This window comes from Corallococcus sp. AB011P, assembly GCF_003611605.1.
Classification (GTDB): domain Bacteria; phylum Myxococcota; class Myxococcia; order Myxococcales; family Myxococcaceae; genus Corallococcus; species Corallococcus coralloides.
The window spans coordinates 175116-200277 of record NZ_RAVX01000003.1 but is presented as its reverse complement, the minus strand read 5'-3'; the positions used below and the strand labels follow the sequence as shown (position 1 = coordinate 200277).

Here is a 25162-nt window from a genome sequence, read left to right as displayed (position 1 = left end):
GTTCCCCATGAAGAAGCGGGTTGGAATCGAAGCGCTGGCGGTGGCGGTCCCCCGGCGGTACGTGGACATCGAGGACCTGGCGCGGGCGCGCGGCGTGGACCCGGCGAAGTTCACCGCGGGCCTGGGCGCGAAGGAGATGGCGGTCAACGACCCGGGCGAGGACTCCGTGTCGCTGGCGGCCACGGCGGCCGCGCGCCTCATCCAGCAGCAGGGCGTGGACACCTCCAAGCTGGGCATGCTGGTGGTGGGTACGGAGACGGGCGTGGACCACTCCAAGCCCATCGCGTCGCACGTGCACGGCCTCTTGAAGCTGCCTCGCGGCATGCGCACGTTCGACTCGCAGCACGCGTGCTACGGCGGCACGGCGGGCCTGATGGCGGCGGTGGAGTGGATTGCGTCCGGCGCCGCGGCGGGCCGCTCCGCGCTGGTGGTGTGCACGGACATCGCGCGCTACGGACTGAAGACGGCGGGCGAGCCCACGCAGGGCGGCGGCGCGGTGGCGCTGCTGGTGTCGGAGACGCCGGACCTGCTGGCGGTGGACGTGGGGCTCAACGGCGTGAGCACCGCGGACGTGTACGACTTCTGGCGCCCGGTGGGCCGGCGCGAGGCGCTGGTGGACGGGCACTACTCCATCACCTGCTACCTGGACGCCATGGCGGGCGCGTACCGGGGCTGGCGCGAGCGCGCCATGGAGCAGGGGCTGGTGCGGTGGGATTCGAAGCTGCCCAGCGAGCAACTGGCGCGCATCCTCTACCACGTGCCCTTCTGCAAGATGGCGCGCAAGGCGCACGCGCAGGTGCGGCTGTGCGACCTGGAGGATTCCGGCAACGGGCCGGCCACGCCCGAGGCGCGCGACGAGGCGGCGAAGTCGCAGGCCAGCTACGACGCGCAGGTGGCGAAGTCGCTGGGGCTGAACGCGCGGGTGGGCAACGTCTACACGGCGTCGCTGTACCTGGCGCTCGCGGGCCAGCTGCACGCGGAGGGCGCGGCGCTGGCGGGCCAGCGGATTGGCCTCTTGTCCTACGGCAGCGGTTCCTGCGCGGAGTTCTACACCGGTGTCGTGGGTGAGAAGGCCGCGGAGCGCATGGCCCGCGCGGACCTGGACACGGTGCTGGCGAAGCGCGAGCGCGTGTCGGTGGAGGAGTACGAGCGGCTGATGAACCTGCCCTACGACGCGCCGGAGGCCATTGCCCCGGAGCCGGGCACGTTCCGGCTGGCGGAGATCCACGAGTTCCGCCGCAAGTACGCGGGCGCGTAGGCCTCAGCGGTTCAGGTGAAGTCCCCTCGGGCGATGCGCGCTTCCTGGCGTGCATCGCCCGTCTGCTTTTCACGGGCATGGTCCCGAACCGGTTTGATGGGGTTTGGGCAGCGCAGGGGCCGGACTGCCGACACGGGGGTTGTCATTGAACGCGGAGCGTTTGCGGCGGCTGTTCGCCAGGGCCTTGAAGGCAACGTTGGCCACGCCGCTTGTGATTGCCGGATGCCACGGCGAACGGCCCGTGAAGCCGGACGTGCCCGCTGGACTCCTGGCGACGAACTACCGCCGGATCCGGTGCGTGGACGCTCCTCCGAGGGAGGAATCCTCTTTCTCCAACGCGGTCCCCGGAATCGACAGGGCGTGGATGGTGCCCGAGGCGGTACTCGTACACCTGGGAGCTCGTCGCCGACACGTCACAGCCTCGGCTGCCCAATGGAGGGCAGCCAGTCCGCGTCGAGCGGAAGCGAATCCCCGGCTTCCAGCCCGTCTTCACCGCGGGAAATGATTGCGAGACGGCCGTCATCCGCGAGGCCATGGTGCGCATCGCGGAGGACGAGACGCGCCACGCGGGCCTGTCCTGGGACATCGACGCGTGGGCCGCGCCCAGGCTGTCCGAGGAAGAACGCTCCGCCCTTCGGGGGGCCCGGCGTCAGGCGTTGGCCGTGCTGCGCGCGGAGATGGCCGTGCCGCTGGACGCGCGTCTCTCCGCGGAGGCCGGACTGCCTTCACCGGCGGTGGCACTGGCGCTGTTGGACTCGCTGGAGCAGGAACTCTGGGCCTGAGGCGCTACAGCACTTCCGCGCGCAGGTCGGGGAACACCTTCCCCACCTTGCCGAGCAGGTAGTCCCCATACGTGCCCTGGAAGGTGTGCACGCTCTGGCGGTCCCACCGCTCCGCATGGTCGTCCGCGCCCGCGTCCTTCAGTGCGGGCGAGTCGATGGCGCGCACCTGCGCCGTCCAGTCCGGATCAAAGAAGAACGGCAGCGACAGCCGGTCGCGGCCCGCGCGGTTGAGGACCCGGTGCGGCGTGGAGCGGTACACGCCGCGCGTCATCCGGTCGAGCATGTCGCCGATGTTGCACACGAACGCATCCTCCACCGGAGGAGCGTCCACCCAGCGAGTCTGCCCCTCCTGGCGAGTCTTCACCTGGAGCCCGCCCGCGTCGTCCTGCTTGAGGATGGTGAGCACGCCATAGTCGGTGTGCTCGCCGACGCCCCACACCGGCAGGCCTTCCACGTCCATCTCCGGGCCCGGCGGGTAGTTGAAGATGCGGAACAGCACCGTCGGATCCGCCATGTACCGGGTGGCGAAGAAGTCCGCTTCCAGGTCCAGGCTGAGCGCGATGCCGGACATCAGCGCGTGTCCCAGCGACGTCAGCGCCGCCATGTACGCCAGCACCGCGCCCCCCAGCCCCTCCGGCTCAAGGGGGAACAGGTTCGGTCCATGCAGCGGAGTGCCGGCGCGCACACGAGGGTCGTCTAGCGACAGCTCCGTGCCGAAGTACAACCCCTCCTTGCGGTCCGGCCGGCCCGAAGTGAGCTCCCCGCCCACGGGGAAGAAGCCACGCCACGCCCTCCCCCCGAGCGCCATGCGCACCCGCTGCTTCTCCGCCTCCGGCCGCGCGAAGAAGTCCCGAGCCAGCGCCTCCAACCGGGTCTGAATGCCCACGTCCACGCCATGGCCCACGACGTAGAAGAAGCCGGTGTTCCTACAGGCCGCGCCCATGCGAGCGGCGACCTCCCTTCGGGCCAGGGGGCTCGACGTGGGGTCCACGAGGGCTCGGACGTCGATGAGGGGCACGGTATCCATGGCGCGAACTCTAGCCAGAAGTGCGTTGCCCCATCCTGCGCGGAAGCATGGCTCCGGCGACTGCGTCCAAGGTCAATCGGAGCAGGCGCTCCCACCACTGCCCCAGGCAGCCCAGGGTCCCGTGAAACAGTCCACCCGCCTTGCACTTCGCGCCGAGAGAGCCGGAGGGAGGAACCGCAGGCGGGAGACACCCCTCACCGGACGAGGCGCTCCCATTCGCCCGACCGTCAGACAGGTTGAGCGAAGCATCATCCGCCATGCCCCTCCCGGAGCCCCCGCCATCATGTCCACACGACGCGTCCCCCAGGACGGTTGAAGGCAGCGGCGTCCCGCTGTCGGACCCAATGGGGCAGACCTGGTCATGGGGACGGAGTGCAACGCCGAGCGCCTCGGTGTCCTCAACGGCTGGCGCAAGGACGCCGAGGCTCCGTTCGTCCACGCAAGTCCCTGTCTCCAGCGCATCATCCAGGAGGGAGGCCGGCACGGGCGCGCCGAGAAGGTCCTCATGGGCGGATGGAGCCTCGGGGGAAGCCTGCGCCTGGGGAGCGGGGGCTGCGGGGGCTGCGGGGGCTGCGGGGGCTGCGGGGGCTGCGGGGGCTGCGGGGGCTGCGGGGGCTGCGGGGGCTGCGGGGGCGAAAGCATCTAGCACGCGCTCGTCGCAAGCCTTCAGCAGTGCCGGCAGCTCGTTCTGAAGTGCCTGCACGTCGCGCTCGTGCAGGATCGCCGTCACGCGGAGGACCCACTCGCGCAGCGCCTCACCACCCATGAGCGGCAGCAGTTGGGCTGCGCCTCCCAGGAATGCCCGCTGCAGGGACTGAACGAGGAGCACGTGCCCGGGACGCGCCGCCACCCGCGCTGCCTGCCGCAGCAACTCGAATTCCACCTGGGCGCAGGTTGCCCCCGACTCCCAGCGTGCCGCGTCCTGGAGCTGGAAGCACGTGCTCCCCAGCCGGTCCAGGTCGAGGTCCGAGGCCCTCGCGCAGCAGTCGGCCAGCAGTTCCACCAGCACCTGCCGCTTGAGGCTGAAGTAGCCCTCCAGAAGCCACCGGGCATCCGGGTTGCTCGCGTCATGCAGCGCCAGGCCCAGGTTCTCCAGCGTCAGCGACTCATCCAGCGCCACCGCGCGAGTCCTTCGTCCGGGGTGCTGAACCACCAGCCCCCGCGCCGCCAGCCGCCGCAGCGCCTCGCGGAGGGTGCCCCGGCACACGTCATAGCGGCGCGCCAGCTTCGCTTCGGAGCCGAAGTGCCCGCTCGGGTGCAGCCGCCCCAGCGCGATATCGCGCTCGATTTGCGCCTCCACATAAGCCACGAGTCCGCCCCGTCCCATCCCCATCCCCCCTCCTCGTCCCAGCATCGCCATCCAACCACAGGGGTCTGACATGGACGTGCGGGCCCACCATCCGCGTCGATTGCCGGGCCAGCGCGCCCCCGGGCAGCATGGGGCGAAAACCTGTCCGACTGTCGGACAGGTTTTGAGGCAGCCGGTCCCGGGCGGGCGCCCCTATTCGCGCCCCACCTTGGTATCCGCGCACGCATGACGTTGTGCCCCTGTCGGTCCGGCGGCCTCGGTCCTCATGCGGCGGAAACCTGTCCGACTGTCGGACAGGTTCTGCGGCAACCGGCCCTGGACGGGCGCCCCTGTCCGCGCCCCACCTTGGTATCCGCGCACGCACGGCGTCACGCCCCTGCCGGACCGGCGCGGCCTCGGGTGCCAGGCGGCGGAAACCTGTCCGACTGTCGGACAGGTTCTGCGGCAACCGGCCCTGGACGGGCGCCCCTGTCCGCGCCCCACCTTGGTATCCGCGCACGCACGGCGTCACGCCCCTGCCGGACCGGCGCGGCCTCGGGTGCCAGGCGGCGAAAACCTGTCCGACTGTCAGACAGGTTTTGAGGCAACCGGGCCCGGGCGGGCGCCCTGCTCTCACCTTGGTATCCGAAAACGCGCGGCGTCTCGGCCCAGTGCGGCGCTCCGCAAGGCGCGTGGCCCCGGCTTCATGCGGAACGCATCTGTCCAACTGCCGGACAAGTTCGGGGGATGCGCGCCCGGCGAGTGCCTCTGGCCCTGGCCCCGCCTGGGTGTTCGATCGAGAAGTCCGTCGTGGCCCGCCGCTTCGCTCCGAAACGTCGCTCGTTGCGGCGGACCACTTCGGGTCGCTCGCTGCATGGGGCGGCGCTCTACTGGCGCACCCATCAATGCTCCGGTGTCGGGAAGGCGGCAGGGCCAGTCACTTACGGCTGCCCGCATGGAGGCCACTTCCCGCTACCCTCCTGGCCCATGACCTCCACTCGCGTCCCTGGCTCCCCGTTGCGGGTGGGCCTCCTTGGCTATGGTTTGTCCGGCTCGCGCTTCCATGGGCCCCTCATCGCCGCGGAACCCGCTTTCACCCTGGCTGCCGTGGCGTCGAGCCGCACGGATGCCGTGGCCCGCGACTGGCCAGGTGTTCGCACCAGCACCGTGGAGTCGCTGCTGGCGGATCCGGACCTGGACGTGCTCGTCGTGTGCACGCCCAATGACTCGCATGCTTCGCTCGCGGGACAGGCGCTTCGCTCGGGCAAGCATGTGGTGGTGGAGAAGCCCTTCGCGCTGGACGCGGACGAGGCGATGCGGCTGGACGCGCTCGCGAAGGAGCGCGGGCTCTGCCTCACCGTGTTCCACAACCGGCGCTGGGACGGTGACTTCCTCACCGTGCGCCAGCTGCTGGAGCAGCGACGGCTGGGGACACTCTATAGCCTGGAGAGCCACTTCGACCGCTTCCGGCCCCAGGTGAAGGATCGCTGGAAGGAGCAGGACGTACCCGGCGGCGGGACGCTTTGGGACCTGGGCTCACACCTCGTTGACCAGGCCGTGCAGCTCTTCGGCCTGCCCGAGTCGGTGGCCGCGGACCTGGGCCGGCAACGCCCGGGCGCACAGGGCACGGACTGGTTCCACCTGGTGCTGCGCTATGGCTCGCTGCGCGTGGTGCTGCACTCCGGATCCGTGGTGCACGCTCCGTGGCCCCGCTTCGTGTTGCAGGGCGACCGGGATGCGTACGTGAAGCATGCGCTGGATCCGCAGGAGGGACAGCTCGAAGCGGGCCTGCGTCCCGGCCATCCGGACTTCGGCCATGAACCCGCGGAGCGACACGGCCGGTTGCTGGCCTCGGGGGAAACCATCGCCACGCTCCCCGGAGAGTACGGCCAGTTCTACCGGCAGCTCGGCGCCGCCATCCTCCACGGCGCGCCCGTGCCCGTGACGGCACTGAGCGCGAGCGAGACGGTTCGCGTCATCCAGGCCGCGATCCAGAGCGACCTGGAAGGCCGCCGCATTCCGCTGTTGCCTCGTGACTGAAGCGTCAGAGCGTCTTCTCCAACACCAGGAACGTGGGTGACGCGTAGCCCGCGTGCGTTCCATGGGAATGGAAGACGTAGCCCTGGCGCGCGTACCACGCATGGTGCGACGTGAGCGCGAGCCGCACCGACAGCCGCACGCGCGTCTGGCCCAGCTCGCGCGCTCGGGACTCCGCTGCCTCCATGAGGCGCAGCGACACGCCCTGGCCCCGGTGCGAGGGCAGCACCGCGAGCCGGTCCAGATACAGGTGGTCTCCCTTCGGGTGGAAGAAGACGCAGCCGAAGAGGATGCCGTCCGCCTCCGCGACGAAGGCGCCTCCGTCCGACAGCTCGCGCCGCACCACGGCCTCCGTCTTGTCGTGCGCGCTGGAGGGCGGATCCAGGCGGCCGCGGTATTCCTCGAAGGCGTCGCGCAGCACCTGGGTGATCCGCTCGGCGTCGGTGGGCACGGCTTCGCGGATCCGGAAGGACTCAGGCATTCCCGAAGTCTAGTGGAAACGTCAGGCGCGGGCGTTTCACCATCACGGTGAAACACCGCTGAAACATGTCACCAGAGACCAGGCGTGGCGCGGAATTCCCGCCAGGTCCCCACCGCCCGCATGGCCGCGCTCCCGAGCGGGCTGACAGCCAGGCCCTCTCAAGCAAATCGCTGCGGCCGTGTCGGAGTGCCTGTCTACTATCCCGCGCTCTCGCGAGTCCGGGAACCCGTCACATCTCATCCCCGAGCGTTCGCAAGCCCCCCTCCCAAGGAGTCTCTGGCCCATGGCTTCCACCCCTGAGCAGAAGCGCGCGCGGCTGGCGGAATTGCTGCGCGAGAAGCGCCGCCCCACGTCGCGGGTTCCGGCGTCGTTCGGTCAGGAGCGCATGTGGTTCCAGGAGCGGTTGGCGCCCGGGCAGGCCGGATTAAACCTGCTCTTTTCGGTGCGACTGGAGGGGCTGCTCGATGTGCCCTCGCTGGCGGGGAGCCTGAACGAGGTGGTGCGTCGCCACGCGGTGCTGCGCACCACCTTCGTGGAGCAGGACGGGCGGCCTTGGCAGCGCATCGCACCCGAGCTGGACGTGCCCCTGCCCGTGGTGCCGGTGGTGGATGCCGCGGAGGCCTGGCGCAGGCTGCACGAGGAGGCTCGCGCGCCTTTCGACCTGGAACAGGGGCCACTGCTGCGCGCCGTGCTCTTCGCCGTCTCCCCCACCGAGCACCTGTTGCTGCTCGCGCTGCACCACACCGTGTCCGACGGCTGGTCCATGGGCCTGCTGGTGCACGAACTGGGCATCCTCTACGAGGCCCTGGCTTCGGGCGGGACGCCAGTGCTGCCCGCGCTGGCGTTGCAGTACGCGGACTTCTCCGTGTGGCAGCGGGAGGCGCTGAAGGGAGAGTCGCTGGAGGCGTCGCTCGACGTGTGGCGCTCGCGGCTGGATGCGCGGGCGGTCCTGTCGCTGCCCACGGATCGGCCCCGCACCGGACCTACGGACAGCCGGGGCGCGACCGTGACCGCGATGCTTCCCGTCGCGCTGGTGCAGCGGCTCACGGCCCTGGCGGCGCAGGAGGGCACCACCCTTTTCACGGTGTTGCTCGCGGGTTTCAACGTGTTGCTCCTGCGTTACTCCGGACAGGACGATCTCACGGTCGGAACGCCAGTCGCCGGACGCTCGCGCGCGGAGCTGGAGCCGCTGGTCGGGTTGTTCGTCAACACGCTCGCGCTGCGCACGTCGCTCGCGGGGGATCCGTCGTTCCGCGCGCTCATGGGCCGCGTGCAGGCGACGTCGGTGGAGTCCTTCGCGCACCAGGACGTGCCCTTCGAGAAACTGGTGGAGGTGCTCCAGCCTCCGCGCCACCTGGACGTGCCGCCGTTCTTCCAGGTGATGTTCGTCCTGCAGAACACGCCCCTTCCGGCCATACGCCTGCCCGGGCTGTCGCTGGACGCGCAGCTGGTGGACAGTGGCTTCGCGCAGTTCGACCTCACCCTCTTCGCCTTCGAACAGGCGGACGGCCTGCGCCTCACCGCCGAGTACCGCACCGCCCTCTTCGATGAGGCCACGATGGTGCGGCTGATGGGGCACCTGCGCGTCCTGATGGAGGACGCCGTCTCCCGGCCGGATGCGCGCCTGTCAGAGCTGTCCCTCCTGGACGCAACCGAACGGCAGCGCGTGCTTTATGCGTGGAATGGGCCCCGGGAGGCATTTCCTCGCGGGGTGCTGCTGCATCAACTGGTGGAAGCGCAGGTGGCTCGCACGCCGGACGCGGTGGCCGTCACGTTTGGCGAGACGGCGCTTACCTATGCGCAGCTGGATGCCCGGGCCAACCAGCTCGCGTGGCACCTGCGGTCCATGGGCGTGGGGCCGGAGGTTCGCGTCGGGTTGATGCTGGAGCGGTCGCTGGAGCTGGTGGTGGCGCTGCTCGCGACGTTGAAGGCGGGAGGGGCGTACGTTCCGCTGGATCCGTCCCTGCCCGCGCAGCGGCTCGTGTGGATGTTCGAGGACGCGCGGCCCGCCGTGGTGCTCATCCAGGAGCGGCTGGTGGCGCGGCTGCCCGCCGGGGACACCGTGCCGGTGCTCCGCCTGGACTCCCAGTGGGCGGAGGTGGCTCGGCAGCCGACCGACGCGCCGCCTCCTGTGGCCTCCGAGGACGCGCTGGCGTACGTCATCTTCACGTCCGGCAGCACGGGTCGGCCCAAGGGCGCGATGAACGCGCACGCGGGCATCGTCAACCGGATCCTGTGGATGCAGGGGTCGCTGCCGCTGTCACCGGGCGATGCGGTGTTGCAGAAGACGCCGTTCAGCTTCGACGTGTCCGTGTGGGAGTTCTTCCTGCCGCTGATGGCGGGCTCGCGGCTGGTGGTGGCTCGACCCGGAGGACACCAGGAGCCGGACTATCTGGCGGACCTCATCGCGCGGGAGCGCATCACCGTCACGCACTTCGTGCCATCCATGCTCCAGGCGTTCCTGGAAGCACCCGGCCTGGAGCAGTGCGCGTCGCTGCGCCAGGTGGTGTGCAGCGGTGAGGCGCTGCCTCTGGAGCTGGCCGAACGGTGCCTGGCGCGGCTGCCCCAGATCCGGCTGCACAACCTCTATGGCCCCACCGAGGCCGCGGTGGAGGTCACCGCGTACGAGTGCGTCCGCGGCGCGATGGGGCGCTCCGTGCCCATCGGGTATCCGGTGGCGAATACGGCGATCCGGCTGCTGGACGCGTCGCTGCGACCGGTGCCCCAGGGCGTTCCCGGGGAGCTGTTCATCGGCGGCGTTCAGGTGGGCCGCGGGTATCTGGGTCGCCGGGACCTGACCGCGGAGCGCTTCATCCCGGACGCGTTCAGTGACATGCCCGGAGCCCGGCTGTACCGCACGGGGGACCTCGCCCGGTGGCTGCCCGATGGCGCCATCGAGTACCTGGGCCGAACCGACTTCCAGGTGAAGGTGCGCGGGCTGCGCATCGAACTGGGAGAGATTGAGGCCGCGCTGGAGCAGCACCCGGCCGTGCGGCAGGCCGTCGTCGTGGCGCTCGCGGGCGTCACGGCGAGCGACACGCGGCTGGTGGCATATCTCGTCGGCGGGACGGACGTACCGGGAGCAGAGGCCCTTCGGACGTTCCTCTCCGAGAAGATCCCCGAGTACATGGTGCCCGGTGCCTTCGTCTCGCTGGAGGCCCTGCCCCTGACGTCCAGTGGCAAGGTCGACCGCAGGGCGCTGCCCGTGCCCGACGCCGCACCGGGGGCGGCTCCGGAGTACGTCGCGCCGCGCACGCCCATGGAGGAGCGGCTGGCTTCTCTCTGGGCGGAGCTGCTGCGCGTGGAGCGCGTGGGCGCGCACGATGACTTCTTCGCGCTGGGGGGACATTCGCTGCTCGCCACTCAGCTGCTTTCGCGCATCCGCGCGGCATTGCAGATGGAGCTGCCGCTGCGGGCGATCTTCAAGGCGTCCACACTCGCGGCCCTGGCTTCGGCGCTGGAGGGGATGCGGGGCCGGAGTGAGGGTCCTCATGCGCCGCCGTTGCGGCCCGTGAACCGGGAGGGCGAGCTCGCGCTGTCCTTCGCGCAGCAGCGCCTGTGGTTCCTGGAGCAGCTCCAGCCCGGGGGCGTTGCGTACAACCTGCCAGGGACCGTCCTGATCGAAGGCGCGCTCCATGTTCCCGCGCTGCGGCAGGCCCTGGACGCGCTGGTCGAACGGCATGAAGTGCTGCGCACCACGTTCGCCTCCGGATCCCATGGGCCGGTTCAGCGCATCGCGCCCCTGGCGCCGTGCCCGTTCGAGTTCGTGGACCTGGACGAAGCGGCACCGAGCACGCGTGATGCCGGCGACGAGTCCCTTCGCTCGGACTCCCGTGCGTCAACCGTGCGCGATGCCGCGGACCGGGACGGCATCGGATTCATGGACCCGGATACCGGGGCCGTCAACGAGCGCGGTGCTCGGCTGCGGGACTTCGTCGCCGCGCAGGCGCAGCGGCCCTTCGACCTGATGCGGGGCCCGATCTTCCGCGCGGTGCTCGTGCGGCTGGAGGAGACGCGGCATGTGCTGCTCGCCCTCACGCATCACATCGCTTCGGACGGCTGGTCCACGGGGGTGCTCGTGCGCGAGCTGGTCGCCCTCTATCAGGCCTTCGCTTCCGGCCAGCGTCCTTCGCTTCCGCCACTTCCCGTCCAGTACGCCGACTTCGCCGCGTGGCAACGCTCCTGGCTTCAGGGAGAGGTGCTCACCTCGCAGCTCGCGTGGTGGCGGGAGCAGCTCGCGGGTGCGCCTCCGCTCCTGATGCTTCCCACGGACCGGCCTCGCCCGGCGGTGCAGACGTTCTCGGGGGACTCGCTCGCGGTGCGGCTGTCCCGGAAGCTGACGGACGGCGTGCATGCCGTGGCGAGGCAGACGGGGGCCACCCCCTTCATGGTGCTGCTCGCCGCGTACCAGCTGTTGCTGTCACGGTATGCCGGACAGGACGACGTCAGCGTGGGCGCTCCGGTCGCGGGCCGCACCCGTTCGGAGACGGAAGGGTTGATTGGCTTCTTCGTCAACACGCTGGTGATGCGTGCGCGCATCGACCCTCGCGCTTCGTTCCGGACGCTGCTCGCCCAGGTGCGCACCACGACGCTTGGCGCCTTTGAACACCAGGACGTCCCCTTCGAGAAGCTGGTGGAGGAACTCCAGCCCGCACGCGACCCGAGCCACACGCCGTTCTTCCAGGTCACCCTCACCCTCCAGAACGCGCCCACCGCGGAGTGGCGGCTGCCGGACCTCACGCTGCGAGAGCTGCCTCCTCCCTTCACGCCGTCGAAGTACGACTTCAGTCTCATCCTGGAGGAGTCGCCGGACGGCTTCACCGGCAGCCTCCACTACAACACCGACCTCTTCGACCCGGCCTTCCTCCAGGGTTTGATGCAGGGCTACGCCACGCTGCTGGAAGCGCTTCCTGGACAGCTGGAGCACCCGGTGGAGCAGCTGCCGCTGATGCCCACCGAAGCACGGCGGCAGGTGCTGGAAGACTTGACTGGCGTCTCCTCGATGCGGGACTTCTCCGCGCGGTCCATCCCGGCCCGCTTCGCGGAACAGGTCGCCCGGGCGCCGGACGCGGTGGCGCTCGTATCCGAGTCCGGGAGCCTGACGTATGCACGGCTCGATGCGCGGGCGAACCAGCTCGCCCACCACCTTCGCGCCTCTGGCATCTCCGAGGGCAGCCGCGTGGCCGTGCTGTTGCCGCGCTCGCCGGATCTCATCGTCTCGGTGCTGGCGGTGCTCAAGACCGGAGCGGCCTATGTCCCCATCGACCTGAATGCTCCGCCCGAGCGCTGGTCCCTCCTGCTGGAGCAGTCCGGGGCGGGCATGGTCATCACGCTGGAGGCGCTCGCCGATGAGCTGCCGTCGCTGATGACGCCGCTGGTGCTGCTGGATGCGGATGCGGCCCGGCTGGCTTCGCGTCCGGAGACAGCGCCAGCGGAGCCGCGCGCGACAGGGGACCGGCTGGCCTATGTCCTCTTCACCTCGGGCTCCACAGGGACGCCCAAGGGCGTCTGCGTTCCGCACCGCGCCGTACTGCGGCTGGTGGTGGACACCGACTTCATGCGCTTCGGCCCGGAGGAGGTCTTCCTCCAGCTCGCGCCGGCCGCGTTCGATGCTTCGACACTCGAAATCTGGGGCGCGTTGCTGCATGGGGCCCGGCTCGTGCTCGCGCCTCCGGGGGAGCTGTCCCTCGCGCGCATCGCGGAGGTGCTGACAGGGCACCGTGTCACCACGCTGTGGCTCACGGCCGCCCTCTTCGAACAGATGGCCGTGCACCATCAAGAGGCCCTCGCTTCCGTGTCACAGGTGCTGGCGGGAGGCGACGTGCTCCCGGCGTCCCGCGTGCGGGAACACCTGACGAGGATGCGTCCGGGCACGGTGTTGATCAACGGCTACGGCCCCACCGAGAACACCACCTTCTCCGCCACGCACCGGATGCATGCGGGCGACGCAGTGGAGACCGCCGTTCCCATCGGGCGTCCACTGCCCCACTCCACCGCCTACGTGCTGGATCCGGCGATGCGGCCAGTGCCTCCTGGCATGCCGGGAGAGCTGTACGTCGGCGGCGAGGGACTGGCGTGGGGCTACCTCCACCAGCCCGCGCTCACCGCCGAACGCTTCGTGCCCCACCCGTTCAGCACGACACCGGGGACACGGCTCTACCGCACCGGCGACAGGGCGCGCTGGCGCGCGGGCGGCACGTTGGACTTCCTGGGGCGCACCGACTTCCAGGTGAAGCTGCGCGGCTTCCGCATCGAACCGGGCGAGGTCGAAGCGGCCCTACGCGGACTGCCGGGCGTGCACGAAGCCGTGGCCGTGGTGCGCGAGGACGTGCCCGGAGACAAGCGACTGGTGGCCTACGTCGTTGGTGAATCCCTGGACGGCAGGGCCCTGCGCTCGGAGCTCCAGCAGCGGCTCCCCGACTACCTGATCCCCAGCGCCTTCGTGGTGCTGGACACCCTGCCCCTCAACACCAACGGCAAGCTGGACCGCTCCGCGCTTCCCGCTCCCGAGGCCCCCGTGGCTTCGGCGGATACGTACGTCGCGCCTCGAGACGCGGTGGAGGAACAGCTCGCCGCCCTCTTCACGGAGGTGCTGCACGTTCCTCGCGTGGGCATCCACGATGACTTCTTCGACCTGGGGGGCCACTCCCTGCTGGCCACGCAGGTGGTGTCGCGCGTGCGCTCGACGCTGGGTGTGGAGCTGCCCCTGGGCGACCTCTTCGCCGCGCCCACGGTGGAGACGCTCGCGACCCGGGTGGTGGCACTGCGCTCGCGGGAGGACTCCCGGCCGGGGACGCCGCCGCTCGTGACCGTGCCGCGCTCTGGTCCCGTGCCGCTGTCGTACGCGCAGCAGCGGCTCTGGTTCCTGGATCAACTCCAGCCGGGCAGCGCCTTCTACAACGTGCCCGGCATCCTGGTGCTCGATGGCGCGCTGGATGCCTCGGCGCTGGAGCAGTCCCTCCAGGCCCTGGTGCGCCGGCATGAAGTCCTGCGCACCACGTTCGTGTCCGACGGGGACTCGCCGGTCCAGCGCCTCCATCCCGAAGCGACACTCACGCTGTCCGTCGTCTCGCTGGAGTCCGCCCCCGAGGACCGCCGTGAAGCCGAGGCGCACCGTCACGCCGCCTCCGAGGCCGCGCGGCCCTTCAACCTGGGCACCGGGCCCCTGGTGCGCGCCGTGTTGCTGCGGCTGGATTCACGGCGTCACTGGTTGTTGCTCACGCTGCACCACATCGTCTCCGACGGCTGGTCCATTGGCGTCTTCGCTCGCGAACTGGGCGCGCTGTACCGGGCCTTCGCTTCCGGTCAGTCCCCGGCGCTGCCTCCCCTGCCCCTCCAGTACGCGGACTTTGCTCTCTGGCAGCGCTCGTGGCTCCAGGGAGACGTGCTCCAGGCGGAGCTGGAGTGGTGGCGCGGGCAGCTCGCCGGCGCGCCCACCGCGCTGGAGCTGCCCACCGACCGGCCTCGACCCGTCTCGCAGTCGTTCCGGGGCGCGTCGCTTCCCGTGACGCTGTCCACGGACGTGTCCGGCGCGGTGAAGGCGCTGGCGGCCCGGGAAGGTGCCACGCCGTTCATGGTGCTGCTCGCGGGCCTCCAGTTGCTGCTGTCGCGCTACACGGGCCAGGACGACGTGCTCGTGGGCTCCGCCATCGCCAACCGCAACCGCGCGGAGACGGAGGGCCTCATCGGCTTCTTCGTGAACACGCTGGTGCTGCGTGCTCGCATCGACCCGCGCGCTTCGTTCCGGACGCTGCTGGCCCAGGTGAAGGCGACGACGCTCGCGGCGTACTCGCACCAGGACCTGCCCTTCGAGAAGCTGGTGGAGGGCATGCAGGGAGCTCGGGACCTGAGCCGATCTCCTCTGTTCCAGGTGGCGTTCACGTTCCAGAACGCTCCCGTGAATGCGTTGGATCTTCCCGGCCTCCGCCTGGAGCTGCGCGGCGGGGAGAGCACCACCGCGAAGTTCGACCTGGACTTCAGCCTCCAGGAACGGGACGGCGCGTTCAGCGGCGACCTGAACTTCAGCACCGACCTCTTCGACCCCGCCACCGTCACCCGGATGATGGCGCACTTCCAGGCGCTGCTCGGCGCGCTCACGTCCCGCCCCGAGGCTCGCGTGCGGGAGCATTCGCTGCTCGACGGCGCGGAACGTCAGCGCGTGCTCGTGGACTGGAACGCCACGCAGCGTCCGCTCGCGCCCCACTCCGTGCCAGAGCTGTTCGCGGCCCAGGTGCTCCGCGCTCCGGAGGCCGTCGCGGTCCAGCACGAAGGACAGGTGCTCACCTACGCGGCGCTGGCGGAACGGGCACGTCGGCTGGCCCTGCGCCTGCGCACCTTTGGCCTCCCTCCGGAGGCGCGGGTCGCGCTGTGCGTGGAGCGGGGGCTGGAGCTGGTGGTGGGGATGCTCGGCATCCTGGAGGCGGGCGGCTGCTACGTGCCCATGGACCCCGCCTATCCGCGCTCCCGCCTCGCGTTCATGTTCGAGGACGCGGGCATCTCCGCGGTGGTGGGCCAGCGTGACCTGCTGGGCTCCCTTCCGGAACACTCCCTGCCCACGGTGTGCCTGGATCCGGACGTGGAGGAAGCCGGCCAGGAACCGGCGCCTGCATCCGCGAACATCACCGTGCGGCCGGAGCAACTTGCCTACGTGCTCTACACGTCGGGCTCCACGGGCACGCCCAAGGGCGTGGGCATCACGCACCAGTCCATCGCGCACCTGGTGCGGGACACGAACTACGTCGAGCTCGGGCCGGATGACTGCGTGGTGCAGGCGGGCACGCCTTCGTTCGACCTGGCCACCTTCGAGGTCTGGGGCGCGCTGCTCAACGGCGCGCGGCTCGTCATCCTGCCGCGTGAAGTGACGCTGGCTCCAGCGGAGCTGGCTCGCACGCTGCGCGAGGTGGGCGCCACCACGGCCCTGTTCGCCACGGCCCTGTTCCACACCGTGGCGCGCGAAGTCCCCGATGCCTTCGCCACGATGCGCACGGTCCTCTACGCCGGTGAGGCCGCGAACGCGGATGCGGCTCGCGCGGTGCTGCGCGCGGGGCCTCCGGGCCGGCTGGTGAACCTGTACGGCCCCACGGAGACGACCGTGGGCGTCACCACGCACGACATCGTGGACCTGCCGGAGCACGCGACGTCGGTGCCCATCGGCCGGCCGATGACTCGGGTCCAGACGTACGTGCTGGATGCGCACGGGCAGCCCGTGCCCGTGGGTGTTCCGGGCGAGCTGTACCTGGGCGGTGACGGTCTGGCCCGCGGCTACCTGGGACGCCCCTCGCTGACGGCGGAGCGCTTCGTGCCTTCACCGTGGGGCGACGTGCCCGGTGCGCGGCTGTACCGCACGGGAGACCGGGTGCGCTGGCTCGCGGACGGGACGCTGGACTTCCTGGGCCGCATGGACACGCAGGTGAAGCTGCGCGGCTTCCGCATCGAACTGAGCGAGGTGGAGGCCATCCTCCGGCAGCACCCCTCCGTGAAGGCCGCGGTGGCTGGGGTGATTGGGGATCGCCTCGTGGCGTGGTTCGTGCCGGGCGCTCCGGTGGAGGCAGCGGCGTTGCGCGCCTTCGTCTCCGAACGGCTGCCCGCGCCGCTGGTGCCCTCCGCGTTCGTGTCGATGGACGCCCTGCCGCTCACGCCCGTGGGCAAGGTGGACCGCAAGGCGCTGCCCGCTCCGGATGCGCGCTCGGTCGCTGGCGGGCCCGCGGGTCCGGAGCGGATGACGCTCTTCCAGCAGCGCATCGCCACGCTGTTCCAGGAGCTGCTCCGCCTGGAGTCGGTGGGGCTGCACGATGACTTCTTCGTCATCGGGGGCCATTCGCTGCTGGCCACGCAGCTCGTCTCGCGGCTGCGTTCGACCTTCGGCGTGGAGCTGCCGCTGCGCGCCCTCTTCGATGCGCCCACCGTCGCCCGGCTCACGGAGCGGGTGGAGGCCAACCTCCTCGCGCGTGTCGAAGGACCGCGCATCCCGGCCCTCGTCGCCACGTCGAGGGAGCAGGACCTGCCGGTGTCCTACGCGCAGCAGCGGCTGTGGGTGGTGGAGCAGCTCCGCCCGGGCGGCAGCCACTACACCCTCGCCACCGCGCTGCGGCTGGAAGGCGCGCTGGACGTGGAGGCGCTGCGCCGCGCACTGGAGCTCGTCGTCTCCCGGCATGAAGCCCTGCGCACTACGTTCGCGATGAAGGAGGGCCAGCCCGTCCAGCACGTGCACGCGGCGGGTGCATGGGAGCTGCCGGTCACCGACCTGACCACCGTGCCCCGGGAGTCCCGCGAGGCCGAGGCCCAACGGCGCTCCGTGGAAGAGGCCGCCACTCCCTTCGACCTGGGCCGGGGACCGGTCCTGCGCACGCGGCTGCTCCGCCTGGACGCACGGGAGCACCTGTTGCTCCTGTGCATGCACCACATCGTCTCCGACGGCTGGTCGCTGGGCGTGCTCGTCCGCGAGGTGGCCGGCGCCTACGAAGCCTTCGCATCTGGCCGGGCACCCGTGTTGCCGGCGCTACCGGTGCAGCCCGCGGACTTCGCCGTGTGGCAGCGCTCCTGGCTCCAGGGGGACGTGCTGGCGCGGGAGGTGTCTTGGTGGAAGCAGCACCTCGCCAGGGCTCCCCAGGTGCTGGAGCTGCCCACGGACAAGGCGCGTCCGCCGCTCCAGTCCACGAAGGGGGCACTGCTTCCCGTGCACCTTCCGTCCTCGGGCGTGGAGCGGTTGGTGGCGTTGGGCCGCTCGGAAGGCGCGACGCCGTACATGGCGCTGCTCGCGGTGTGGCAGGTGCTGCTGTCGCGGTACTCGCGGCAGGAGGAGCTGCTGGTGGGCTCGCCCATCGCGGGCCGCGACCGTGCGGAGTTGGAGGGGCTGGTCGGCTTCTTCGTGAACACACTGGTGCTGCGCGGGCGCGTGCGTCCGGGGGACTCGTTCCGGACGCTGCTCTCCCAGGTGCGGGCCACGGCGCTCGCATCCTTCGAGCACCAGGACCTGCCGTTCGAGAAGCTGGTGGAGGAGCTGCACGTGGCTCGCGACCTGAGCCGCAACCCGCTGGTGCAGGCGGTGTTCGCGCTCCAGAACGCGCCCACCGGCGAGCTGAAGGCGCCGGGGCTCACGCTGCGGCCCGTGCCGGTGGACAACGCCACGGCCCGCTTCGACCTGGGCCTGTTGCTGCACGAGGCGCCAGACGGACTGCGCGGCGTCATCGAATACAGCACGGACCTCTTCGAGCGTCCCACCGTGGAGCGGCTGGCCGGGCACCTGCGCACGTTGCTGGACGCCGTCGTCGCCGCTCCGGACGTCCCGCTGGCCCAGGTGGCATGGCTCACGCACGAGGAGCGCCAGCAGGTGCTCACGGACTGGAACGCCACCGACGTGGACTACCCGCGTGAATCGAACCTCGTGGAACGCTTCGCGCTCCAGGTCGCACAGCGTCCGGAGGCCATCGCGCTGGAGTCGGGTGACGCGCGGCTGACGTATTCGCGGCTCGATGCTCGGGCGAATGCGCTGGCCTGGGTGCTGCGCTCGCAGGGCGTGGGGCCGGATGCGCTGGTGGCGGTGTGCCTGGAGCGCTCCGTGGAGCTCGTCGTCACGCTCCTGGCCATCCTCAAGGCGGGTGGGGCCTATGTCCCCCTGGATGCCGCGTACCCCGCGCGGCGACTGGCCCTCATGCTGGAGGACGCGCCGCCCCGACTGCTCGTCACCACCCGCGCGCTGCGGGCCTCGCTGCCGGTCGCGGAGGGCGTGCCCTGCGTCTTCGTGGAGGAGACGCGCCTGGAGGAACAGCCCTCCACGGCTCCGGACGTGGCGCTGTCCTCGCGGAACCTCGCGTATGTGGACTTCACCTCCGGGAGCACCGGGCGCCCCAAGGGCGTCGCCGTGGAGCACCGGGGCGTGCTGCGGCTCCTGCACGGTGCCCCCTGGGCCTGCTTCACTCCGGACGAGACGTTCCTGCTGATGGCTCCGCTGTCCTTCGACGCGTCGACGTTGGAGCTGTGGGGGCCGCTGCTGTCCGGCGGCAGGCTGGTGGTCTTCCCGCCGCAGCCGCCCACCGACCTGGAGCTGCTGGGCCAGGTCATCCGCCGCCATGGCGTCACGTCGCTCTACCTGTCCGCGGGATTGTTCGCGCAGGTGGTGGACGTGAAGCGCGAGGTGCTGCGCGGATTGCGGCAGCTCTTCGTCGGCGGGGACGTCCTGTCCCCCACGCACACGCGCCGCGTGGTGGAGACGCTGGGCCTCCCGGTGGTCAACGGCTACGGCCCCACCGAGGCCACCGTCTTCACCTGCTGCCTCCGCATGGAGCGCCCCGAGGACGTCTCGGCCGAGGCGATCCCCATCGGGCCTCCGCTGCCTAACACGCGGACGTTCGTGGTGGACGGCTCGCTGCGGCCGGTGCCCGTAGGTGTGCCGGGTGAGCTGCTCATCGGCGGGGACGGGCTCGCGCGGGGCTACCTCTCCCGCCCGGACCTCACCGCCGAGCGCTTCATCCCCCACCCCTTCGCCACCACGCCCGGAGAGCGCGTGTACCGCACGGGAGACCGGGTGCGCTGGCGCGCGGACGGGAGCCTGGAGTTCCTGGGCCGCATCGACACCCAGGTGAAGGTGCGCGGCTACCGCATCGAGCTGTCCGAGATCGAAGCCGCCCTCCGGGACTGGCCCGCCCTCACCGACGCGGCCGTGCTCGTGCGCGAGGACGTGCCCGGCGACAAGCGGCTCGTGGCCTACGTGGTGGCCAGCGCGTTGGACGTCCAGGCGCTGCGCGAACACCTGCGACAGCGGCTGCCCGAGTACATGGTCCCGGCCGCGTTCGTCCCGCTGCCCGTGCTGCCCCTCTCCGCCACCGGCAAGCTGGACCGTCAGGCCCTGCCCGCGCCGGACGTCGCGGCGAGTGCTCGCAAGGGGCGGTTCGTGGAGCCCGCGGATCCGCTGGAGGAACAGCTCGCCGCCATCTGGGCCCGGGAATTGGGTGCCCGGAGCGTCGGTGTCCACGACCACTTCTTCGAGGACCTGGGTGGCACGTCGCTCACCGTGGTCCGCGTCGCCAGCCGGTTGCACGAGTCGCTCCAGCGCGACGTGCCCGTGGTCTGGCTGTTCGAACACCCGACGGTCCACGGGCTGGCCCGAAGACTGGAGCGAGAGGGGTATCCCAAGCAGCCCAGCCTCGCGCCCACGCCGCCCCCTATTGCGCCCACGGCTCCTGAATCCACGGCAACAGTGGAGCCCGTCGCGTCCGTGCCATCCACGCTTGCTTCCGCTCCGGTTCCCGCGCCCATGCCTTCCAACTCCGCCTCCACGCCCATGCCGTCAGGGGGCGCGACGGAGCGAACGCCAGCGCTGCCATCAAACGCCATCGCCATCATCGGCATGTCCGGGCGCTTCCCTGGCGCGGCGTCGGTGGAGGAGTTCTGGCGCAACCTGCGTGAGGGCGTGGAGTCCATCTCCCGCTTCACTCCCGAGGAGCTGGAGCCGATGCCCGGCCTGCCTCCGGGCGTGTCGCTGACACAGCATCCAGGGTTCGTGCCCGCGCAGGGTGTGCTCGCGGACATCGACCAGTTCGATCCCGCGTTCTTCGACATGTCCCTGCGCGAGGCGCAGTGGACCGACCCGCAGCAGCGGATGTTCCTCCAGTGCGCGTGGGCGGCGCTGGAGGACGCGGGCCTCGACCCCGCGCGCTTCCCGGGCGTCATCTCCCTCTTCGCGGGCGCGAACGAGTCCGGCTACGCGAACGAGGTGCAGCGGCACCTGCCGTTGGACTCGGCGGCGTTCTTCGAGCTGTACGGCACGGCGACCTACCAGAGCCTGCCGACGAAGGTGTCCTACAAGCTGGGGCTCACCGGCGAGAGCATGCTCGTGTACACGGCGTGCTCCACGGGGCTCGTGGCGGTGCACGTCGCGTGTCAGAACCTGTTGTCCGGACTGTCGGACGTGGCGCTCGCGGGCGCGACGCGGCTGTCCGTGCCACAGCGCACCGGCTACGTGCACCAGGAGGGGATGATCTACTCCCCGGACGGCCACTGCCGCGCCTTCGATGCGAAGGGCAAGGGCACCGTCTCCGGCAGCGGCGTGGCGGCCGTGGTGCTCAAGCGGCTGGAGGACGCGGTCCGTGACGGCGACCCCATCCACGCCGTCATCCGGGCCACCGCCGTCAACAACGACGGGCGCGACAAGTCCGGCTTCACGGCGCCCAGCGTGCAGGGACAGGCGACCGTCATCACGCAGGCGCTGCGCCGTTCAGGCGTGACCGCGACGGACATCGGCTACGTGGAGGCGCACGGGACGGCGACCCCGCTGGGCGACCCCATCGAGGTCGCTGCGCTCCAGCGCGCCTACGGCCTGGGACCCGAGCACCGGGGCACCATCCCCCTGGCGTCGCTCAAGACGAACGTGGGCCACCTGGACACGGTGGCGGGGCTCGCGGGGCTCATCAAGGTCGCGCTGTCGCTGCGCGAGGAGGAGATTCCTCCCAGCCTCCACTTCGAGTCTCCGAACCCGCGGATCGACTTCGACGCGGGGCCGTTCTTCGTCAACACGCGCCTGCGGCCCTGGCCTCGGGGGAAGACACCCCGGCGCGCGGCGGTGAGCTCGTTTGGCGTGGGCGGGACGAATGCGCACGCCGTACTGGAGGAGGCGCCTGTCGTGCGGAGCGGGCCCACGACGCGCTCGCACCAGCTGTTCGTGCTGTCGGCGCGCTCGCCGGAGTCCCTGGAGGCGGGAGCGCTGGCGCTGGCGTCGCACGTGCTGGCGGACCGGTCTCCGGAGGCGCTGGAGGCCGCGTCGTTGAAGCTGGCGGATCAAATCCTGTCCGCGCGTTCGCCGGAAGCCTTGGAGGCGGCGGCGAAGCAGCTGGCGTTGCGAGTGCTGTCGGCGCGCTCGCCGGAGTCGCTGGAGGCGTTGTCGGCCCGGTTCTCCGTGGAGGTCGCGGGGGATGGAGGAGTGTTCGCGGACGCCGCGTATACGCAGGCGGTGGGACGCCGGGCCTTCGAGTACCGGAGAGCGGTGGTCGCCCGGGACTCGGCGGACCTGGCGAAGCAGCTTCGCAAGACGGCTACGCCTTCGCGCTTGAAGGACGTGGAGGGGGCGCGCCGCAAGCGGGTGGCGTTCGTCTTCTCCGGTCAGGGCTCGCAGCAGGTGGGCATGGGGCGGGAGCTGGATGCGTCCGTGCCGGCGTTCCGCGCGCAGGTGGATGCATGCCTGACGCTGCTGGATGCGCCGCTGCGTTCGCGGGTGGAGACGCTGCTGCGTCCGGGACCGGGCCAGGAGACGGAGGCGTCCGCGATGCTCTCCGACACCCGTGCCGCGCTGCCGGCCCTGTTCACGGTGCAGGTGGCGCTGGCTCGGCTGTGGCAGGCGTGGGGCATCGTTCCGCACGCCGCGCTGGGGCACAGCTTCGGTGAGTACGCCGCCGCTTGTGTCGCGGGTGTGCTCTCGCTGCCGGATGCGCTGCGGCTGGCCGTGGTCCGAGGCGAGCTGATGCACCGGTTGCCTCCGGGCGCGATGCTCGGCGTGGCGCTGCCGGCGACGGAGGTCCGGCCGCTGCTGTCCGGACGGCTGACGCTCGCGGCGATCAACGCGCCGGACCGGTGTGTCGTCTCCGGCCCCGTGGACGAGGTGGAGCGCCTCCAGGCGGTGTTGCAGCAGCGCAAGGCGGGCGCAGTGCGCATGCCGTCGGGTCATGCGTTCCACTCGGCGGACGTGGAGCCGTTGATGGCGGAGCTGGCGCGCGCGGTGGGTGCGCTCCAGCGCAGCGAGCCTTCCGTGCGGTACGTCTCCAGCCTCACGGGGGCGCTGGCGCGTCCGGGTGAGCTGGCCGCGCCGGAGTACTGGGCCACGCAGATGCGGCAGCCCGTGCGCTTCACGGACGCGGTGGGGGCCCTTCTGGAGGAAGGGTGCAGCGTGCTCCTGGAGGTGGGGCCCGGCCAGGACCTCACCCCGCTGATTCGCGCGTGCCTGGGTGAGGACCGGGAGCGAGTAAAGGCGCTCGCGTCGCTGCGCCGGGGCGGTGCGACGACGGAGCAGTCGGGGTTGTTCCAGTGCGTGGGCGAGCTGTGGACGCAGGGCCTGGAGGTGGACTGGACCGCGTTCTACGCCCACGAGCAGCGCCGCCGCGTGCACCTGCCGACGTACAGGTTCCTGCGCAAGCGCTGCTGGGTGGAGCCTCGCACTCAGGACGGTGCGGCCATCGAGACGGGAGCCGCGGGACAGGACGTCGCGCCTGCGGCCGTGGTGACCGCGTCCGCGCCTCACACGGCCCCGGCCGGTGGACTCCCTCCGGTCTCCGCTCCGCCCGTCCGTGCTCACGCGACGGCGGGCCTGACCGACACGTCCGCGATGGCCTCGCCAACGCAGGCACGGGTGACCGTCTCCACCGGCACGCTCGCGCCGTCCCCGTCTTCGCACGCCCCGTCCACGAGCGCCGTCACCGGACCGCTCGCGTCGTCCGCGGTGTCGCGCGATCCGTCCATGAGCGCTCACATCGGCATGCCAGGTCTGTCGTCCTCCGCGCCCGTGAGCACGAGCGCAGCGGTGGCGCCTCCGCCCGCGGAGCGCCCTGCCCTCCCGGTTCCAGGGGGCCGTGAGGACACGCCTCGCGGTGACGTGGAGGTCCGCATCGCCACGCTGTGGCGTCAGCGCCTGGGCGTGGACTTCGTCGGACGCGACGACAACTTCCTGGAGCTGGGTGGCAACTCGCTGATGGCCGCACAGCTGCTCAATCAGCTCCGCGACACCTTCCACGTCCAGGTGCCGCTGGCCGCCCTCTTCGAAGCGCCCACCGTCGCGGGGCTCGCCTCCCGCATCGAACCGCTGCTCCAACAGGCCCCCGCCCGGGAGCCCACGCGCGAGCTGCCACTCGTGCCCCGCTCCCGCACGGAGCCGCTGCCCCTGTCCTTCGTGCAGGAGCGCGTCTGGCGCCTGGAGCAGCACCTCCCCGGCCTGTCGGCGTACACGATTCCCTTCGTCCTGCGCCTGGAAGGCCCTGCCGACGCCGCCATCCTGGAGCGGGCCATCCAGGAGGTCGTCCAGCGCCACGAAGCCCTGCGCACCACCTACGACGCCGTGGATGGCCGGCCCGTGCAGCGCTTCCATCCCCACGTGCGCATCCCGCTTCCCATCGTGGAGGTGGAAGGCACGCCCGGGGAACGCGAGGAGGCCTCGCTCCACATCGCCCGCGAGGACGCCGCGCGCCCCTTCGATCTGGTGCGAGGCCCCGTGCTGCGCACCACGCTCGTGCGCCTGCGCGCGGACCTGCACCTGCTGGTCTGCGCCATCCACCACATCGTCTGCGACACGCTCTCCACGTCCCTCTTCCTCCAGGAGGTGGGGCAGCTCTACGCCGCCTTCCTCCAGGGCCGGCCGTCCCCGCTGGCGCCCCTGCCCGTGCAGTACGCGGACTTCGGCGCGTGGCAGCGGCAGTCGCTCGCGGAGGCGCGCTTCCCCGAACAGGAACAGTGGTGGCGTCAGCGCCTGGCCGGCATGCCGAAGCAGCTCGGCATCCCCACGGACCGGCCCCGGCCCGCGAGCTGCCCGCTCACCTCCGAGCGCATGGTGCTGGACTTCCCACCGAAGCTCGCCGAGGCGCTCGTCGCCTTTGGACGCGGCGAGGGCTTCACGTCGTACATGACGGTGCTCGCCGCGTGGAACGCGCTCCTGCACCGCTACACCGGGCAGGCGGACCTCATCGTCGGCACGCCCATTGGCAACCGCACGCGGCCGGAGTTGCTGCCGCTCATCGGCTACGTGGCGCACTCGGCCGCGTTCCGCACCCACGTGGGGGATGACCCGAGCTTCCGCGAGCTCCTGCACCGCGTGCGACGCGAGGTCACCGACGTGCAGTCGCGGCCGGACGTGCCCTTCGAGATGCTCGTCGAACAGCTCGTCCCCGGGCGCGACATCGGCCGGGAGCGCATGACGGACACGGTGTTCGTCTACCACTCGAACCTGGAGATGGGCGGCGACGCGCTGGCGGCCGTCGGAGCGCGGGGCACGTTCATCGAAGTCCCGGGCACGCCCGTGCAATGGGGCGCCACGCTGTCGGACCTGACGCTCATCCTCACCGAGGAACCCGGCCGCATCCACGGCGCGCTGGAGTACGCGACGGAGCTGTTCGACGCCTCCACCGCGCGGCGGATGCTGGAGCACCTCCAGGTGTTGCTCGGCGCGGCGCTGGCCCGGCCCGAGCAGCCCCTCTCCCGCCTGCCGCTGGCCACCGGCGCCGAACGCCGCGAATGGCCCGCGCCCCCGCCCATCACTCAGGCCCCCGTCCTGCCCGCACGCCTGCGCGAACACGCGCTGCGGCAGCCGGACGCCGTC

7 protein-coding genes (1 of these 7 running past the window's edge) are annotated in these 25162 nt (G+C 71.2%); 4 read left to right on the top strand and 3 right to left on the bottom strand.

The features are described 5' to 3' along the window. Positions 1–7 precede the first annotated feature (7 nt). Both D7X30_RS10605 and D7X30_RS10600 read left to right on the top strand, forming a co-directional pair. Positions 8–1258 carry a hydroxymethylglutaryl-CoA synthase family protein gene (locus tag D7X30_RS10605; protein ID WP_120562774.1) on the top strand — a complete coding sequence of 417 codons (1251 nt, stop codon included), beginning with the start codon at positions 8–10 and terminating at the stop codon, positions 1256–1258. A 533-nt stretch (positions 1259–1791) separates the two neighbouring features. After that, complete coding sequence (locus D7X30_RS10600) at positions 1792–2040, top strand: hypothetical protein (protein WP_199724240.1); 249 nt, start codon at positions 1792–1794, stop codon at positions 2038–2040. A 4-nt stretch (positions 2041–2044) separates the two neighbouring features. On the opposite strand, the gene D7X30_RS10595 is transcribed toward D7X30_RS10600, so the two are convergent. Together D7X30_RS10595 and D7X30_RS10590 are read right to left on the bottom strand one after the other, a co-directional pair. Beyond that, positions 2045–3067 (bottom strand): isopenicillin N synthase family oxygenase, encoded by a 1023-nt coding sequence (locus D7X30_RS10595; RefSeq protein WP_120562773.1) that lies wholly within the window; start codon positions 3065–3067, stop codon positions 2045–2047. A 10-nt stretch (positions 3068–3077) separates the two neighbouring features. Then, positions 3078–4400 carry a FadR/GntR family transcriptional regulator gene (locus D7X30_RS10590; RefSeq protein WP_120562772.1) on the bottom strand — a complete coding sequence of 441 codons (1323 nt, stop codon included), beginning with the start codon at positions 4398–4400 and terminating at the stop codon, positions 3078–3080. Positions 4401–5342: 942 nt separating this feature from the next. Between D7X30_RS10590 and D7X30_RS10585 the strand changes: the two genes are divergently transcribed. Beyond that, entirely contained in the window at positions 5343–6395 is a 1053-nt protein-coding gene (locus D7X30_RS10585) for an oxidoreductase (protein ID WP_120562771.1), read from the top strand. Positions 6396–6399: 4 nt separating this feature from the next. Here D7X30_RS10585 and D7X30_RS10580 read toward each other — a convergent pair whose 3' ends face one another. Continuing rightward, positions 6400–6873: a GNAT family N-acetyltransferase gene (locus D7X30_RS10580; protein WP_120562770.1), complete on the bottom strand. Its 474-nt coding sequence runs from the start codon at positions 6871–6873 to the stop codon at positions 6400–6402. Between the two features lie 283 nt (positions 6874–7156). Between D7X30_RS10580 and D7X30_RS10575 the strand changes: the two genes are divergently transcribed. Next, positions 7157–25162 carry the 5' portion of a non-ribosomal peptide synthase/polyketide synthase gene (locus D7X30_RS10575; protein WP_233591505.1) on the top strand. 14997 nt of this gene lie beyond the right edge of the window, so only the first 18006 of its 33003 coding nucleotides appear in the window; its start codon is at positions 7157–7159; the stop codon falls past the right edge of the window.